At 69.8% G+C, this 13,509-nt stretch carries 15 protein-coding genes; 7 read left to right on the plus strand and 8 right to left on the minus strand.

The genetic code is table 11. The features are described from left to right. Window positions 1-77: 77 nt before the first annotated feature. Entirely contained in the window at window positions 78-1,139 is a 1,062-nt protein-coding gene (locus IE066_RS12100; RefSeq protein WP_229790801.1) for an energy transducer TonB, read from the plus strand. 255 nt (window positions 1,140-1,394) lie between these two features. Here the strand turns inward: IE066_RS12100 and IE066_RS12105 are convergent, their stop codons facing one another. The 8 genes from IE066_RS12105 to IE066_RS12140 form a co-directional block, all read right to left on the minus strand. Beyond that, window positions 1,395-1,919, minus strand: coding sequence for a hemerythrin domain-containing protein (locus tag IE066_RS12105; protein ID WP_189450230.1), 525 nt, complete (start codon window positions 1,917-1,919; stop codon window positions 1,395-1,397). Window positions 1,920-2,051: 132 nt separating this feature from the next. Further along, complete coding sequence (locus tag IE066_RS12110) at window positions 2,052-3,236, minus strand: ABC transporter permease (RefSeq protein WP_189450232.1); 1,185 nt, start codon at window positions 3,234-3,236, stop codon at window positions 2,052-2,054. Beyond that, a complete protein-coding gene (locus IE066_RS12115) occupies window positions 3,233-3,979 on the minus strand; it encodes an ABC transporter ATP-binding protein (RefSeq protein ID WP_189450234.1) in 747 nt (248 codons plus the stop codon). The genes IE066_RS12110 and IE066_RS12115 overlap by 4 nt, the downstream gene beginning before the upstream one ends. A gap of 7 nt (window positions 3,980-3,986) precedes the next feature. After that, a complete protein-coding gene (locus IE066_RS12120) occupies window positions 3,987-5,489 on the minus strand; it encodes an alpha/beta hydrolase (protein WP_189450237.1) in 1,503 nt (500 codons plus the stop codon). 51 nt (window positions 5,490-5,540) lie between these two features. After that, window positions 5,541-5,711 (minus strand): hypothetical protein, encoded by a 171-nt coding sequence (locus tag IE066_RS12125; RefSeq protein ID WP_189450239.1) that lies wholly within the window; start codon window positions 5,709-5,711, stop codon window positions 5,541-5,543. Next, window positions 5,708-5,908, minus strand: a complete 201-nt coding sequence (locus IE066_RS12130) for a helix-turn-helix transcriptional regulator (protein ID WP_189450241.1) — start codon at window positions 5,906-5,908, stop codon at window positions 5,708-5,710. The genes IE066_RS12125 and IE066_RS12130 overlap by 4 nt, the downstream gene beginning before the upstream one ends. 1 nt (window position 5,909) lies before the next feature. Beyond that, window positions 5,910-6,494, minus strand: coding sequence for a hypothetical protein (locus tag IE066_RS12135; protein ID WP_189450243.1), 585 nt, complete (start codon window positions 6,492-6,494; stop codon window positions 5,910-5,912). 397 nt (window positions 6,495-6,891) lie between these two features. Beyond that, window positions 6,892-7,659 carry a ferredoxin--NADP reductase gene (locus IE066_RS12140; protein ID WP_268244884.1) on the minus strand — a complete coding sequence of 256 codons (768 nt, stop codon included), beginning with the start codon at window positions 7,657-7,659 and terminating at the stop codon, window positions 6,892-6,894. Window positions 7,660-7,767: 108 nt separating this feature from the next. Here IE066_RS12140 and IE066_RS12145 point away from each other — a divergent pair, with 108 nt between their 5' ends. The 6 genes from IE066_RS12145 to IE066_RS12170 all read left to right on the plus strand — a co-directional run bounded on the left by IE066_RS12145 (window position 7,768) and on the right by IE066_RS12170 (window position 13,487). Further along, a complete protein-coding gene (locus IE066_RS12145; protein ID WP_189450245.1) occupies window positions 7,768-8,730 on the plus strand; it encodes an ABC transporter ATP-binding protein in 963 nt (320 codons plus the stop codon). Window positions 8,731-8,756: 26 nt separating this feature from the next. Continuing rightward, window positions 8,757-9,557 carry an ABC transporter permease gene (locus IE066_RS12150; protein WP_189450247.1) on the plus strand — a complete coding sequence of 267 codons (801 nt, stop codon included), beginning with the start codon at window positions 8,757-8,759 and terminating at the stop codon, window positions 9,555-9,557. 75 nt (window positions 9,558-9,632) lie between these two features. Further along, complete coding sequence (locus IE066_RS12155; protein WP_189450248.1) at window positions 9,633-10,307, plus strand: YIP1 family protein; 675 nt, start codon at window positions 9,633-9,635, stop codon at window positions 10,305-10,307. An 11-nt stretch (window positions 10,308-10,318) separates the two neighbouring features. Continuing rightward, a complete protein-coding gene (locus tag IE066_RS12160) occupies window positions 10,319-11,572 on the plus strand; it encodes an efflux RND transporter periplasmic adaptor subunit (RefSeq protein WP_189450250.1) in 1,254 nt (417 codons plus the stop codon). Beyond that, window positions 11,569-12,267, plus strand: coding sequence for an ABC transporter ATP-binding protein (locus IE066_RS12165; RefSeq protein WP_189450253.1), 699 nt, complete (start codon window positions 11,569-11,571; stop codon window positions 12,265-12,267). Before IE066_RS12160 ends, IE066_RS12165 begins: the two co-directional genes overlap by 4 nt. Then, complete coding sequence (locus tag IE066_RS12170) at window positions 12,267-13,487, plus strand: ABC transporter permease (protein ID WP_189450256.1); 1,221 nt, start codon at window positions 12,267-12,269, stop codon at window positions 13,485-13,487. Before IE066_RS12165 ends, IE066_RS12170 begins: the two co-directional genes overlap by 1 nt. Window positions 13,488-13,509: the final 22 nt, after the last annotated feature.

Consider the following 13,509-nt stretch of genomic DNA (forward strand, 5'->3'; position numbering starts at 1 on the left):
TCGTGCTTGACAAACCCCCGCGCCGCGGGCGATCTAGGCGCGTGCGCGTACCTTCCGCACCTCAGGGGAGTGAGACCATGAATTCCGATACCCGCGTCCGGCCGATGCCGCGCGTTTCCATGCTGCCGCGCGTCGCCCTAGTGCTCGCGCTCGGCGGCCTGCTCGCCGCCTGCGGCAAGGACGAGTCCGCCACGCCCGCGGCCGATGCCGCCGCCACGGCGGCGAAGCCCGCGGCGACGCCGGCCACCGTGATCTCCAGCAGCGTCGCGGCGATGTCCGCCGACCAGCTGCGCGAGGCCGCCAGCAAGGCCTACAACGAGAACCGCCTGTACGCGCCGGCCGGCGACAACGCCGTCGAGTACTACCTGGCGCTGCGCGACAAGGCGCCGGGCGACGCATCGGTCGCCAGCGCGCTGACCGACCTGCTGCCGATGACCGTCATCGCGACCGAGCAGAGCGTCTCGCGCGACGACTTCGCCGAGGCCCAGCGCCTGACCGCGCTGCTGGAGAAGGCCGACCCGCAGCATCCGGCGCTGACCCGCCTGAAGACCTCCGTCACCGAGCAGCAGCAGATCGCGCAGCAGCGCGCCGTGCAGCAGCAGCTCACCGCCGAGGAGCAGGCCAAGAAGCAGGTCGAGCTGGAGAAGAAGCGCCTCGAGGACCAGAAGAAGCAGCAGGAGCTGGCCGCCAAGCAGCTCGCCGACCGCACCGCAGCCGAGCGCGTCGCTGCCGAAAGGGCCGCCGCGGACCGCGCCGCCGCCGACAAGGCCGCGGCCGACCGGGCCGCCGCCGAACGCGCGGCGGCCGAACGCGAAGCCGCGCAGCGCACCGCCGCAGCCAACACGCCGGCCACGCCGGCGCGTCCGGCCGCCGCCAGCGCGAACACCGAGCTGCGCGCGCTGTCCACGCCGATGCCGGCCTTCCCGCCGGAAGCGCTGCGCTCGGCGCAGTCGGGCGAGGTGCAGGTCGAGTTCACCGTGGCGCCGGACGGCTCGGTCTCCGCTGCGCGCGTGGTGCGCGCCAACCCGCCGCGCGTGTTCGATCGCGCGGCCATTGCGGGCGTGAAGCGCTGGCGCTTCCAGCCGGTCGATGCGCCGGTGACCACGCGCCGCACGATTTCGTTCAATCCGGGCACCTGACCGTCGCGAGCGTGATCGACGAAAAAGCCCGGCGGATGCCGGGCTTTTTCTTGGCGGGTCGCAACGCGCGACGCTGTGGCTGTGTGCGGTTCCGCGAGTCGCTTACGGTGCCGTGCGGACCGCATCCGCTGTCTGCGTATCAGCAGCGAACGCGTCGTGTCGCGTCGGCGCGCAACGCGAACCGGCCAGCGACGATCCCCGATGGAAAAAGCCCGGCGGGTGCCGGGCTTTTGCGTCGTCAACCGTGCCGCCTGATCAGCCCGGCGCGCCCGGCGAGCGGAAGATCGAGGCCACGCCCGTCTTGATCTTCGCGTGCAGCGTCATCGCCTCGCCCATGCCCGAGGCCTTCCACTCCTCGTACTGCTCGTCCATCTCGGCGAGTTCCTGCGCGGTGAACAGCTCGCGCATGACCGCGAAGATCTCGCGCTCCTCCTCCTTCGCGTGATGGTCGATGAACTCGCCCATCACCTTCGCGCTGCCGGCGAACTCGCGGCTGCCCGGCTCGCAGGCCTTGAGGTCGGGCAGCACGCTCTGCTCGACCGCGCGATGCTCCTGCATGGCCTCGGCCCACAGCAGCTTCTGCTCGTGGTTCGCGCGCGACTTCAGCGCGGGATAGAACACCATCTCTTCCCACTTCGCGTGCGGCACGAGGGTCGCCTCGATCTTCTGCAGAAGCTCCAGGCGCGTCTTCTCGGCGCGGTCGGTGGTGGCGTTGACCTGCTCGAACAGGGCGCGGAGCTGGTCGTGTTCCTTCCTGAGGGTGGCGAGGATGCTGCGCATGGTCGGTCTCCTTGTCAGGGCCCCAGCCTCCGACCGCCAGCGGCTGTGACGCGTGAAAGCGGCCGTGTCGTGTTCAGGCAAAAGAAAGGGCCGGCGCGAGCGCCGGCCCTCCAAACAACCGAAGCATGCGGATCAGCCCGCGATCGCGAGGCGTTCCTGGTGGTAGCGGCGCACGGCGGCGAACCACAGCAGCAGGGCGAGGCCGAAGCTCGCACCGAAGTAGACCAGCCAGGTGCGGGCATCGATCAGCTCGCCGCGCACGATCTTCAGCAGCAGCTGGTTCTGCGCGAGGAAGGGCACCGCGAACTGCCAGGCCTGGCTCTTGATCGGATTGGCCATCAGCAGGATCGACGGGATCATCGGCAGCAGCATCAGCCAGGTCATGTGGCTCTGCGCCTCCTTCATGCTCTTCGACGCGGCGGCGAGGAAGGTCAGCAGCGAGGTGCCGATCAGCACCATCGGCACCAGCACCACCAGCATCTTCGCGATCGCCGGGAAGCTCACGTCCAGCATGCGCGCGGTGGTCGCCAGCTGCGCGCTGAGCTTGAACGACAGCAGGGTCAGCAGCAGCGACAGAAGGCCGAGCGCGCAGGCCGCCGCGATCTTGCCGCTGACGATGCCGCCGCGCGAAGCCGGCGTGGCCAGCAGCGGCTCCAGCGACTGGCGCTCGCGCTCGCCCGCGGTGGCGTCGAGGATCAGGTAGGCGCCGCCGAGGAACGAGCTGAGAATCAGCAGGTACGGCAGCAGGATCGACAGCACCTGGCCCTTCTTGGCCTGTTCGCTGGCGACGTCGCGGCTGCCGACGTTGACCGCGCGCGTCACCGATGGATCGATGCCGCGTGCGAGCAGGCGCAGCGCGCCCATCTGCTCGCGGTAGCCGTCCAGCGCCGCACGCACACGGGCCAGCGGGATCTCCGCGTTGCGGCGCGTGCTGTCGGCGACGATCTCGACGACCGCCGGCTTGCCCGCGCGCCAGTCGGCGGCGAAGTCCTCGTCGATATGCAGGCCGACGTCCTCGTCCTGACGCGCGATCGCCGCATCCAGATCCTTCGGCGCCGCCTTCGCCTCGATGCCCTGCGTGGCGAGAAAGGCGACGAGGTTGGGCGCGCGTTCGCGGCCCTCGATGGGGATGACCAGCGTGCGGTCGAGTTCCGTCTTCGCGCGCTTTTCCGCGATCGAGCCGGTGCCGATGATGATCAGCGGATACAGCAACGGGCCGAGCAGCAGCGCGAGCGCGAGCGTGCGACGGTCGCGCGAGATGTCGCGCAGCTCCTTGCGCATCACCGACCACACGGTGGAGAGCAGCGAGTTCTTCATGCGTGCAGTCCTTCTTCGGAGCCGATCGCCTTGACGAAGGCGTCTTCGAGATTCGTTTCGCCGAAGCGCGCGCGCAGCTCGTCGGCGGTGCCGGCGGCGACCACCTGGCCCTTCGCGATGATCACGATCCGATCGCAGAGCGCGGCCACCTCCTGCATGATGTGGCTGGAGAAGATCACGCAGCGGCCTTCGCTTTTCAGTTGCTGCAGGAAGCCGCGCATCGCGCGCGTCGTCATCACGTCGAGGCCGTTGGTGGGCTCGTCGAGGATCACGTTGCGCGGGTCGTGCACCAGCGCACGGGCGATCGCGGTCTTGGTGCGCTGGCCCTGGCTGAAGCCCTCGGTCTGGCGGTCCAGGATGTCGTCCATCTGCAGTTCGCGCGCGAGCACCTGCGTGCGTGCGGCGATCTGCGCCTTCGACATGCCGTGCAGCTCGCCGAAGTAGGCGATGTTCTCGCGCGCGGTCAGGCGCTTGTAGACGCCCCGCGCGTCGGGCAGCACGCCCAGCGCGCGGCGCACCGCGATCGGATCCTTGGCGGCGTCGACGCCGTCCACCATCACCTCGCCGGTGTCGGGACGCATCAGCGTGTAGAGCATGCGCAGCGTGGTGGTCTTGCCGGCGCCGTTGGGGCCGAGCAGGCCCGTGATCTGGCCATCGGGCGCTTCGAACTCGACGCCATCGACCGCCTTGACCAGGCCGGTCTTGGTCTTGAACGACTTGTGCAGGTTGCGTGCAGTGATCATGGCCGGCTTACGGCTCCCATCCGTTGAAGCTGGTGAACGGCGGCACGGGCGCGACCGTCTCCAGGCATTTCGTGTCGAGCGCTTTCGCGTCCGTGGTTTCGATGAACTTGCCGATCAGCTTGGGCATGCAGCCGATCGCCATCACGTTGTGGCCCTGGCCGCGCAGCACCACCGCCTTCGAGTTGGGCAGCGCCTTCGCCACGCGTTCGGCGTAGACCGGCGGCGTCACCGGATCGAGCTCGCCCGACATCAGCAGCACCGGCACGTCGCTCGCGAGCGGCCTGGCGAAGTCGGCCGGGCGCGTGCCATGCGGCCAGGCGCGGCAGGCGGCGAAGAACATGTCGGCCATGTCGGTGCCGAGCGCGGTCTTCGCGTCGGCCGGATCGACGACGTAGCGGTCGGCGTCCTCGGCGCAGATCACCGACCACTGCATGCCGCGGTTCATGCTGCCGCTCATGGACTCGCCGCCCAGCGACGCGAGCGCGGCGAGCGGGCCATAACGGCCCTGCACCGCCTCGTCGACGACGACGGGCAGCAGCGCTGCGGCCTGCGGCACGTAGGAGAACAGCTGCGTGAGGCCGACCACCGTCTGCGCGGTGAGCTTATCGCGCTTGGCCTCGCCGGTGGCGGGATCGCGGTACTCGACCTCGACCGGCGCCGCGGCGAGGCGCTGCTTGAGCGTGGCCAGCTGCGTGCGCATGTCCTGCGGATAGCGCCTGGCGCAGGCCGGGTCCTTCGCGCAGGCCTGGCCGCGCAGCTCGAGCGTGCGCTCGAACATGCGCGCGAACTCGCCGCCGGCGACCACGTCGTTGGGCAGCACGCCGTCGAGCACGATGCTGCGCGTGCTGCCAGGATGGCGCATCGCGTACTGCTGCGCGACGCGGGTGCCGTAGGACACGCCGACCAGGTTCACCGTCGGCGCGCCGAGCGCCTTGCGCACCGCGTCGAGATCCTCGACCGCGATCGTCGTGGTGAACAGGCGCGGATCGTTCTTCAGCGTCGCCGCGCACTTGCCCGCGTACTCGGCGATCGCCTCGAGGCCCTCGCGGTCCTCGTACTGCCCGAGCAGGTCCTTCGGGCAGTCCAGCGGCGCCGAGCCGCCGGTGCCGCGCTGGTCGATGAAGAACAGGCTGCGCGCCTTGCGCACCTCGCGCAGCGCGCCGGCCACCTGCGCGGCGTATTCGGACGAGGCCTGCCCGGGGCCACCGGCGAGGAAGAACACCGGGTCGGCGACCGGCTCGGCGTTGTCGCGCGGCGGCAGCCAGGCGATGCGCAGGTCGATCTTGCGGCCGTCGGGCTTGGCCGGATCTTCCGGCACGGCCAGCGTGCCGCACATGCCGTCGAGCGTCTGCGCGGCGAGCGCGCCCGACAGCGCGCAGGGTTCGAACTGGATGCGGCCGACCGTCCGCTTGGCGGACTCGGCCTCCGGCTGCGGCGTCGCGTCGCGCGCGCCGGAACAACCGGCGAGTGCGAGTACGAGCGCCGTCGCGAGCAAGCGCGTGCGAGGCATGGCGTGTTTCCGAAGGTTCATGGGTGACGGGTTGGACATGGCGTAGCGGGCTCAGGCCGCCGCGCCACAGCGCGACGGGCCGAGGAACGCGATCCACAGCGCCGAGTAGACGGCGGTGGCGAACGCGGTGAGGTCGAACACGATCGACAGCAGCAGCGTGAGCGCGGTGGCGGCGGCGAGCAGCGCGTTGCGGCGCGCGGCCGGCGAAAGGCGCGGATTCATACGGTGTCTCCAGGCAGGAAGATGGCCTCGATCGGCTCGTCGAACAGCCGGGCGATGCGGAAAGCGAGCGGCAGGCTCGGGTCGTACTTGCCGGTCTCGATCGCGTTGATGGTCTGGCGCGAGACCGCGAGCCGCTCGGCCAGCTCGCCCTGCGACCAGCCCTGCGCCTCGCGCAGCTCGCGCATGCGACTTTCCATGTCAGCCGTAGCGCCGCGCGATCACGATCTTCGCCAGCCCGTACACCAGGCAGAGCATCGGGAAGACCCAGATCATCGCCATCGCGGACGGCACGTCGATCACCTTTGCCGCCTGCAGCAGGCCCGCGGCGAAATACGCCAGCGAGACCAGCGCGGTGGCCAGGCTGATCGACTCGACCTCGATGCGGCGTTGCATCTCGTCGGTGTCGCGGATGTGCCGCAGCATGGCGCGCATCGCGAGGCCCACGAACGGAATCGGCGACAGCGCCACCAGCGCGCGCAGCGCCGGGTCGTCGACGTGGTGCTTGAGCAGCCAGATCGAGCCGAGGATGGCCACCGTGTAGCCGGCCATGGCCGGCGCGAACTCGCGCATGTAGCGGCGCCGCAGCGCCGGCGTGCTGGCGTCGGCCGGATCCGGCAGGTGGCGGGCGAGCAGCCCGGCGACCAGCAGCCCGGTGCCGATGCCGGCCAGCAGGCCGCGTACGAAATCCGGTACGAGGCCGGGCACCAGCCAGTGCGCGGCCGCCGTGCAGAGCAGCAGCAGGACACCGGAGGCGAGGCAGAGGCGGACTTTCGAGGTCTTCACGGCAGGCGGTCAAGTAAACTTGACAGGCATCCTCACCGCCTGCGGGCGGGCTGTCAAGCTCGCTTTACAGACCCCGACGGACGGTCGTGCCATCGCGAACGTCGCGATGGCAGCGTCGCCAAGTCTCTTAAGCAAATGCGCAGCTTGCAGCGGCGAACGGGCAAGGCCTGCGCGCCCCGGCTCCGCGTCCGCAGCCATGCATTACGCGCGACCGAAGACGTCCGTCCCTTGCTTCGCGGCGATGTGCCTGTCGCGCACCGCGCAGCCGGGATTCGCCCCGCGTTACTTCGAGCTGACGTACTTCTCGCGGTGGGCGAACGGGCACGGCTTGCGAGCCGCAGGCTCGCGTGCCCGAGAGCGCCACGCGCAGCGCGCGTGGCCGGGGATCCGCCCCGCGTTACTTCGAGCTGACGTACTTCTCGCGGCGGATCTGCTGCACCGCCAGCCCGTGACCCTTCAGCGCCTCGAAGCAGGCGTCGACCATGTTCGGATTGCCGCAGAGATACGCGACGTCGCCGGCCGCGTCGGGCGCGAACTCGTCGAGGAACTGCTGCACGTAGCCGTGGCGCACGTCGGCATGCGCCTGCGGCGAGCCCGCTTCGGGCAACTCGCGCGAGAAGCAGGGCACGAAGCGGAAGTGCGACGGATGCTTCGTCGCGAAGGCGCGGAACTCGTCGCCGTAGAGCAGCTCGGCCGGCGTGCGCGCGCCGAACAGCAGCACCACCTCGATGCCGCGCTCGCCGATCAGGCGTTCGAGCTCGGGCAGCATCGCGCGGTAGGGCGTCACGCCGGTGCCGGTGGCGATCAGCAGGTAACGGCGGTTGCTGTCGCCCGGCATCAGGCAGAAGCGGCCGAACGGCCCGCTCGCCATCACCGTGCCGCCGATCTCCAGCCCCTCGAACAGCGCGGTGGCCGCGCCGCCGGGCACGTAGCTCACCGCGATCTCCACCGCCTCGCCCGGGCCGAGCGCGTGGTCGTGGATCGTGGCCAGCGAATAGCTGCGCTTGGTCGCGGTGCCGTCGGCGTAGGTGAAATGCACCTGGATGAACTGGCCGGGGATGAAGTCGAGCGGCTGGCCGTCCTCGCGCACGAAGCTGTAGTGGCCGACGCTGGGCGCCAGCATGCGGCGCGAGACGAGCTTCAGGAGGAACTGGACGATGGCCAAGACTGCGATCCGATCGGGCGCCCGCGGCACGGCCGCTGGAACGCTGCAGCGCGCGGGGTGCGCGCGAAGGCTGCCTATACTACCGGGATCACGGCTCGACCCCCCGACATGACCGCACCCGCTGCGACTTCCGCCGGCGCGCCCGCGCTGTCCGTGCGCGACCTGCGCAAGACCTACGACAACCGCATCGAGGCGCTGAAGGGCGTCTCGCTCGACGTAGCGCCGGGCGACTTCTTCGCCCTGCTCGGCCCCAACGGCGCCGGCAAGTCGACGCTAATCGGCATCGTCAGCTCGCTGGTGAACCTGACCTCGGGAACGGTTTCGGTGCATGGCATCGACCTCGTGCGCGACCGCGCAGCGGCGATGCGGCAGATCGGCCTCGTGCCGCAGGAAATCAACTTCAACCTGTTCGAAAAGCCCATCGACATCCTGGTCAACTACGCCGGCTTCTACGGCGTGCCGCGCGCCGAGGCACTGGCGCGCGCCGAGGCCGAGCTGCGCCGCGCGCAGCTGTGGGAGAAGGCGAACGTCATGAGCCGCACGCTCTCGGGCGGCATGAAGCGCCGCCTGATGATCGCCCGCGCGATGATGACGCGGCCGCGCCTGCTGATCCTCGACGAGCCGACCGCCGGCGTGGACATCGAGATCCGCCGCGGCATGTGGAAGACGCTGCGCGAGATCAACGCGCAGGGCACCACCATCATCCTGACCACGCATTACCTCGAGGAAGCCGAGAGCCTGTGCCGGCACGTGGCGATCATCGACCGAGGCCGCATCGTCGAGCAGGGCTCGATGAAAGCGCTGCTGGCCAAGCTCGACGTCGAAGGCTTCCTGCTCGACATCGACGGCGTGCTGCCGGCGCAGCTGCCCGCGATCGAAGGCACCACGATCGCCGCCAGCGACGACCACACGCTCGACGTCGAGATGCCGCGCGCGATGGACCTCAACCGCGTGTTCGCCGCGCTCGACGCCGCGGGCATCCGCGTGCGCTCGATGCGCACCAAGTCCAACCGCCTCGAAGAACTCTTCGTGCGCCTGACCGGCGAGAACGCCGGCACCGCCGCGGTCTGAACGCGGCCAACGTCTACGGAAATCCGATGTCCACCTCTCCCGACACGCTGCAGACCCCGCCGTCCGGCCACCTCGTCGCGCTCGGCACCATCGTGCGCCGCGAGGTGCACCGCATCCTGCGAATCTGGGGCCAGACGCTGGTACCGCCGGCGATCACCATGACGCTGTACTTCCTGATCTTCGGCGGGCTGATCGGCTCGCGCGTGGGCAGCATGGACGGCATCAAGTACATGGACTTCATCGTGCCGGGCCTGGTCATGATGAGCGTTATCCAGAACAGCTACGGCAACATCTCCTCAAGCTTCTTCGGCGCCAAGTTCGGCCGCCACGTCGAGGAGCTGCTGGTCAGCCCGATGCCGAACTGGGTGATCCTCGCCGGCTACGTCGCCGGTGCCGTTCTACGCGGTCTGATGGTGGGCGCGATCGTGCTGCTGATCGCGATGCTGTTCACCAGCGTGGAAGTGCCGCATCCGTTCGTGACGTTCACCACCGTGCTGCTGGGCGCGACGATCTTCGCGCTGGCCGGCTTCGTCAACGCCGTGTACGCGAAGAAGTTCGACGACATCGCGATCGTGCCGACCTTCATCCTCACCCCGCTCACGTATCTGGGCGGCGTGTTCTATTCGGTGAAGCTGCTGCCGGGCTGGGCCGAGGCGGCCACGCACCTCAATCCGATCTTCTACATGGTCAACGCGTTCCGCTTCGGCCTGCTCGGCCGCAGCGACGTGCCGCTCGCGGTCGCCTACGGGCTGATGCTCGCGTTCGTCGTCGTGCTCGGCGCGCTCGGCCTGTGGCTGCTCAAGCGCGGCGTGGGCCTGCGAAGCTAGAATGACTTCAGGCCCATGCGAGGGGGATCGCATGCGCCCACAGTCCGCACACGCAACGTCCGGGGGAGGACCGCGATGAGCCAGCTCGTCGATATTTTTCTGCAGCCGTCGAAGGTGTTCGCCGCCGAGCGCGAGCGCCCCACTTTCCTCGTGCCCGCGCTGGTGCTCGCCGTGCTGGCGATCGCGTTCACGCTGGCGTACTTCTTCCGCGTCGATCCGGCCTGGTACGCGGACCACATGTTCGACGCCTCCGGCTCGCAGATGTCGGCCAAGCAGATGGCGCAGGCCAGGGCCAACATGCCGTCGCCGAAGGTGATGGGCGTGTTCGGCGCGGTGGGCGTCGTCGTCACCGTGGCGCTGATGCTGGCGATCAGCGCCCTGTATTACTGGATCGTCTCGAAGATCACCGGCCGCGGCCTCGGTTACAAGCACGGCCTGAGCCTGGCGGCCTGGTCGGCGATGCCGGCGGTGCTGGGCTCGATCATCGCGCTCGTCGGCGCGCTCACCATGAACCCGCAGACCGGCATCGAATCGCTGATGCTCACCCACGTCGACCCGCTGCTGGTGCAGCTGCCGGCGGACGCGCGCTGGAACCGCCTGGCGCAGACCGCCGACCTGCTCAGCATCTGGACGGTGTTCCTGTCGGCGCTGGGCTGGCGCATCTTCGCGCGCAGCTCGTGGGCGCAGGCGCTGGTGGTCGCGCTGCTGCCGCTGCTGGTGGTGTACGGCGTGGTCGCGCTGATTCCCTGACAGGTTTTTCGATGACTCCCAAGACGAAGAAGTGGCTGGCCGGCGCGCTGGTCGTCGCCGTGCTCGTGCTGCCGTTCGCGCTGCGCGGCCTGCATGGCGAAGGCGGCGTGGACGTGCAGGTGCAGCCGGCCGCGCAGCACTCGGTGCGCCCGACCATCCTCGCCTCCGGCACGCTGGCCTACGGCACCGAGGTGAACCTCACCGCGGAAGTGGTGGCCAAGGTCGAGCGCATCCTCGTCGAGGAAGGCGACACCGTGCAGCAGGGCCAGCTGCTGATGACGCTGGATCCCAAGACCTACCGCAACGCGATCGACCGCGAGACGGCGGGCCGTCGCCAGGGCCAGATCGCGATCGATCGCCAGCGCGCGACGCTCGCGCTGCGCGAGGCGCAGTACCGCCGCTCGCAGGCGCTGGCCGCGCAGCAGCTGATCGACCGCAACAAGCTCGAGGAGGACCGCCTCGCGCTCGAGCAGGCGCGCGCCGAGCTCGCCACCAGCACCGAATCGCTGCGCCGCGCGCAGGCGGTGCTGGGCGATGCCTACGAGCAGCTCGGCAAGACCGAGATCCGTGCGCCGATCGCCGGCCGCATCGTCGACCTGCCGATCAAGGTCGGCGAGACCGCGATCCCGTCGACCAACGCGCTGGCCGGCGCGAAGCTGATGAAGATCGCCGACGTCTCCGCGCTGATCGCCGAGCTCAAGGTCGACGAGGCCGACATCGGCCAGGTGTCGATCGGCCAGTCGGTCGACGTCTACCCGGCCTCGTATCCCGATACCGCGCTGCACGGCCGCGTGCAAAAGATCGCGCTGGCGCCGACCATCGAAGGCCAGGCGCGCGCGTACAAGGTCACCGTCACGCTCGACGATCCCGGCCGCCTCAACCTGCGCTCGGGGATGAGTGCGCGCGCCGACGTGTACCTCGGCGATGGCCGCGCGCAGCTCGCCGTGCCGGTCGAGGCGGTCGTCGAGGAGACGGCGGAAACGCCGCTCGCCGACGACGGCGATGCGCCGAAGGAAGCGGCCAAGGCCGCCGAGCCCAAGCTCTACGTGTGGGTCGAGCGCGACGGCCGCGCGCGCAAGGTCGCGGTGAAGACCGGGCCCTCGGACGACCGCTGGCAGGCGATCACCGCCGGCATCAAGGCGGGCGACCGCGTGATCGTAGGCCCGGCCAAGACGCTGCGCCGCCTGCGCGACGGCGACAAGGTCACGGTGAAGACCGCGAAGGAACTCGAGGCCGCGAACGACAAGGACGGGGCCGCGTCGTGATCGAGCTCGCGGGCATCGTGAAGCGCTACACGATGGGCGAGGAAGTGGTGCAGGCGCTGCGCGGCGTCGACCTTTCGATCGGTCGCAACGAGTACGTCGCGTTGACCGGCCCGTCGGGTTCGGGCAAGTCCACGCTGATGAACCTGCTCGGCTGCCTCGACTCACCCACCGAAGGCCATTACGTGCTCAACGGCCGCGACGTGGCCGGCATGGACGACGACGAGCTCGCCCGCGTGCGCAACCGCGAGATCGGTTTCGTGTTCCAGAGCTTCCACCTGCTGCCGCGCCAGAGCGTGCTGCAGAACGTGATGCAGCCCCTGGTGTACCGCGGCCTCCCGCGCGCCGAACGCGTGCGCCGCGCGACCGAGGCGTTGAACAAGGTGGGCCTGGGCAACCGCCTCGACCATCGCCCCAACCAGCTTTCCGGCGGCCAGCGCCAGCGCGTGGCCGTCGCGCGTGCGCTGGTCGGCGAGCCCTCGCTGCTACTTGCCGACGAGCCCACCGGCAACCTCGACTCGCAGACCTCGCACGAGATCATGGCGCTGTTCGACGCGCTGCACGCGCAGGGCCAGACGGTCATCGTGGTGACCCACGAGCCCGACATCGCCGCGCACTGCCATCGCGTGCTGCGCGTGCTCGACGGGCGCATCGTGGAAGACGTGCGGCAGGTGCCCCGCACGGCGGCGGTGCACTGATGCAGGCCTATCTCGAAGCGCTGCGCGCCGCGCTGTCCAGCCTGTCGGCGCACCGGCTGCGCAGCTTCCTGACCACGCTCGGCATCCTGATCGGCACCGCCAGCGTGATCGCGGTGGTCTCGCTGGTGCAGGGCTTCTCCGACTCGATCCGCAGCCAGTTCGCCGACATCGGCGGCAGCACGCTCAGCGTCGAGGCCGAGAACGACAACGACAACTTCCGCACCGGCAAGATCAACACACTCACCGCGCGCGACGTCGATGCGCTGCGCCATCGCGTGCCGGGCATCGACCAGGTCGCGCCCACGCTCGGCGTCGCTGCCGGCCAGGCCAGCTGGCGCGGCCGCAGCAGCCAGCCGCAGGTGATCGGCACCACCAGCGAGTTCCAGCAGGTGCGCGCGCGCTATCCGCAGGTCGGGCGCTTCCTGACCCGCGCCGACGACGAGGGCCGCCGCCGCGTCGCGGTGATCGGCAGCAAGGTGCGCGACGACCTGCACATGCCGGCCAATCCCGTCGGCCAGTACATCAAGCTCGGCGGCGACTGGTTCAAGGTCGTCGGCATGATGGAGCCCAAGGGCGAGGTGTTCGGCTTCAGCCAGGACAACTACGTCGTGATCCCGTTCGACGTCGCGCGCGCGATGACCGGCAACGCGATCGAGCCGATGATCGGCGTGTCCTTCACCGTGCAGCGCATCGACGAGGTCGACGCCGTGCAGGAGCGCGCGCGCCGTGCGCTGCGCGCCAGCCGCGGCTTGAAGCCGGGCGTCGAGGACGATTTCCAGATCCAGGCGGCCAACTCGATCAAGGAACAGCTCGAGAAGATCACCGGCATGGCCACCGCGGTGCTCGGCGGCATCGTCGGCATCTCGCTGCTGGTCGGCGGCATCGGGATCATGAACATCATGCTGGTGAGCGTGACCGAGCGCACCCGCGAAATCGGCATCCTCAAGGCGCTCGGCGCCACGCGCCGCGACATCATGGTGCAGTTCCTGCTGGAGGCCGCGCTGCTCGCGCTTCTCGGCGGCGTGGTCGGCATCGTGCTCGGCTACGCGGCGGGCGCGGGCATCGCTGCGCTGATCCCCAACTTCCCGCCGGCGTCGGTACCGCTGTGGGTGGTGCTGGTCGCGGCGGGCTTCTCGGCGATGGTCGGCGTGGTGTTCGGCCTGATGCCGGCCTCGAAGGCCGCCGGGCTCGATCCGATCGAGGCGTTGCGCTACGAGTGACGGCGATCGTCCGGCTGCGCCG

Origin of the sequence: Cognatilysobacter xinjiangensis, assembly GCF_014651995.1 — a bacterium.
Taxonomy (GTDB): Bacteria; Pseudomonadota; Gammaproteobacteria; order Xanthomonadales; family Xanthomonadaceae; genus Cognatilysobacter; species Cognatilysobacter xinjiangensis.

Excerpts from the sequence above, each read along its gene's own strand:
- IE066_RS12100 (WP_229790801.1), top strand. The coding sequence starts at position 78 with ATGAATTCCGATACCCGCGTCCGGCCGATGCCGCGCGTTTCCATGCTG.
- IE066_RS12105 (WP_189450230.1), bottom strand. The coding sequence starts at position 1,919 with ATGCGCAGCATCCTCGCCACCCTCAGGAAGGAACACGACCAGCTCCGC.
- IE066_RS12110 (WP_189450232.1), bottom strand. The coding sequence starts at position 3,236 with ATGAAGAACTCGCTGCTCTCCACCGTGTGGTCGGTGATGCGCAAGGAG.
- IE066_RS12115 (WP_189450234.1), bottom strand. The coding sequence starts at position 3,979 with ATGATCACTGCACGCAACCTGCACAAGTCGTTCAAGACCAAGACCGGC.
- IE066_RS12120 (WP_189450237.1), bottom strand. The coding sequence starts at position 5,489 with ATGCCTCGCACGCGCTTGCTCGCGACGGCGCTCGTACTCGCACTCGCC.
- IE066_RS12125 (WP_189450239.1), bottom strand. The coding sequence starts at position 5,711 with ATGAATCCGCGCCTTTCGCCGGCCGCGCGCCGCAACGCGCTGCTCGCC.
- IE066_RS12130 (WP_189450241.1), bottom strand. The coding sequence starts at position 5,908 with ATGGAAAGTCGCATGCGCGAGCTGCGCGAGGCGCAGGGCTGGTCGCAG.
- IE066_RS12145 (WP_189450245.1), top strand. The coding sequence starts at position 7,768 with ATGACCGCACCCGCTGCGACTTCCGCCGGCGCGCCCGCGCTGTCCGTG.
- IE066_RS12150 (WP_189450247.1), top strand. The coding sequence starts at position 8,757 with ATGTCCACCTCTCCCGACACGCTGCAGACCCCGCCGTCCGGCCACCTC.
- IE066_RS12155 (WP_189450248.1), top strand. The coding sequence starts at position 9,633 with ATGAGCCAGCTCGTCGATATTTTTCTGCAGCCGTCGAAGGTGTTCGCC.
- IE066_RS12160 (WP_189450250.1), top strand. The coding sequence starts at position 10,319 with ATGACTCCCAAGACGAAGAAGTGGCTGGCCGGCGCGCTGGTCGTCGCC.
- IE066_RS12170 (WP_189450256.1), top strand. The coding sequence starts at position 12,267 with ATGCAGGCCTATCTCGAAGCGCTGCGCGCCGCGCTGTCCAGCCTGTCG.